We start from the raw sequence: 1,845 nt of genomic DNA on the forward strand, positions 1-1,845 counted from the left end.
GCGAGCAGCGCGCCGCCTCGTCCAAGATCGAGGTGGACGATCTCGAGGAACATTACCGCAAGCGTTCGATGCTGAAACTCAACGTGTTTCCGGAAGATATCGCCGAGGCGATCTATTTCCTCGCATCGGACCTTTCGGCAAAATCGACCGGCAACATCATCAACGTCGATGCCGGCAATGTGCAGAGTTTTACGCGCTAGAGCAATTCCAGCAACAGTGTGCAGCGGTTTTGCGTCCGGAACGCGTAAAGCAAACGGATAGAGCTATTTCCGGAGGATCACCCATATTGCGTGGATGATCCCCGGCAGATAGCCGCAGAGTGTCAGCAGTATATTGAGCCAGAAATGCAGGCCGATCCCGACCTGCAAGAATACGCCAAGGGGCGGCAGGATGATCGCAAGAAGAATGCGGACAACGTCCATCGTAGCTCCTTCGTTTGAAGACATGTAAGCGTTTGAACGCGAACCATGCCCTATGGTTCGCGACCAGGGAGGAATAGATGACAGATTCCAGGATTGCGCCAGATCTGGTCGCGACTGATAACGACAAGCGGGCAACCGCGTTGAAGGCCGATTACGAGGCACTGGGCGCGACGCTTGCCCGTCGCGGAGTCGATATCGAGGCGGTCACCCGGAAGGTTGCGGAATTCTTCGTTGCCGTGCCCTCCTGGGGCGTCGGCACCGGCGGCACGCGTTTTGCCCGTTTCCCCGGTACCGGCGAGCCGCGCGGCATCTTCGACAAGCTCGACGATTGCGCCGTCATCAACCAGCTGACGCAGGCGACCCCGAACGTCTCGCTGCATATTCCCTGGGACAAGGCGGATGCTAGCGAATTGAAGGCCAAGGGTAGCGCGCTCGGCCTCGGCTTCGATGCGATGAATTCGAACACCTTTTCCGATGCGCCGGGCCAGGCCCATTCCTATAAATACGGCTCGCTCAGCCACACCGACGCGGCGACGCGGGCGCAGGCGGTCGAGCACAATCTCGAATGCATCGAGATCGGCAAGGCGCTCGGCTCCAAGGCGCTGACGGTCTGGATCGGTGACGGCTCGAACTTCCCCGGCCAGAGCCATTTCACCAAGGCTTTCGAGCGTTACCTCGCCTCGATGGCGGATATCTACAAGGCGCTGCCCGACGATTGGAAGCTGTTCTCCGAGCACAAGATGTACGAGCCGGCCTTCTATTCGACCATCGTGCAGGATTGGGGCACCAACTACCTGATCGCTCAGACGCTCGGCCCCAAGGCCTATTGCCTCGTCGATCTCGGCCACCACGCGCCGAACACCAATATCGAGATGATCGTCGCCCGGCTGATCCAATTCGGCAAGCTTGGCGGTTTCCACTTCAACGATTCGAAATATGGCGATGACGATCTCGACGCCGGCGCGATCGATCCCTACCGGCTGTTCCTGGTCTTCAACGAACTGGTTGACGCCGAACAGCGCGGCGTCAACGACTTCAACCCGGCCCATATGATCGACCAGTCGCACAATGTCACCGATCCGATCGAAAGCCTGATCAACAGCGCCAACGAAATCCGCCGCGCCTATGCGCAGGCATTGCTTGTCGACCGCAAGGTGCTCTCCGGCTACCAGGACGACAATGACGCGCTGATGGCGTCGGAAACGCTGAAGCGCGCCTATCGCGCCGATGTCGAGCCGATTCTGGCCGAAGCCCGCCGCAGGGCTGGCGGCGCGATCGACCCGATCGCCGTCTACCGCGCCAGCGGTTATCGCAAGAAGGTAGCGGCCGAACGCCCGGCATCCGCTGCCGGCGGCGGCGGCATCATCTGAACGATCGATTGTTTCGCATGGCCTGAAGCTATGCTGATTAGGGATAGTGGTTG

At 59.8% G+C, this 1,845-nt stretch carries 3 protein-coding genes; 2 read left to right on the forward strand and 1 reads right to left on the reverse strand.

From position 1 onward, the window contains the following. A partial coding sequence (locus HX899_RS18535) for an SDR family oxidoreductase (protein WP_181293045.1) occupies positions 1-200 on the forward strand: 200 nt, incomplete at its 5' end. A 63-nt stretch (positions 201-263) separates the two neighbouring features. Here HX899_RS18535 and HX899_RS18540 read toward each other — a convergent pair. Further along, a complete protein-coding gene (locus HX899_RS18540) occupies positions 264-422 on the reverse strand; it encodes a YqaE/Pmp3 family membrane protein (protein WP_017958027.1) in 159 nt (52 codons plus the stop codon). A 77-nt stretch (positions 423-499) separates the two neighbouring features. Here HX899_RS18540 and rhaI point away from each other — a divergent pair, with 77 nt between their 5' ends. Further along, entirely contained in the window at positions 500-1,792 is a 1,293-nt protein-coding gene (rhaI, locus tag HX899_RS18545) for an L-rhamnose catabolism isomerase (protein WP_181293046.1), read from the forward strand. The last annotated feature ends 53 nt before the right edge of the window (positions 1,793-1,845 follow it).

Origin of the sequence: Rhizobium sp. WYCCWR 11146 (assembly GCF_013591995.1) — a bacterium.
GTDB classification, from domain to species: Bacteria; Pseudomonadota; Alphaproteobacteria; order Rhizobiales; family Rhizobiaceae; genus Rhizobium; species Rhizobium indicum.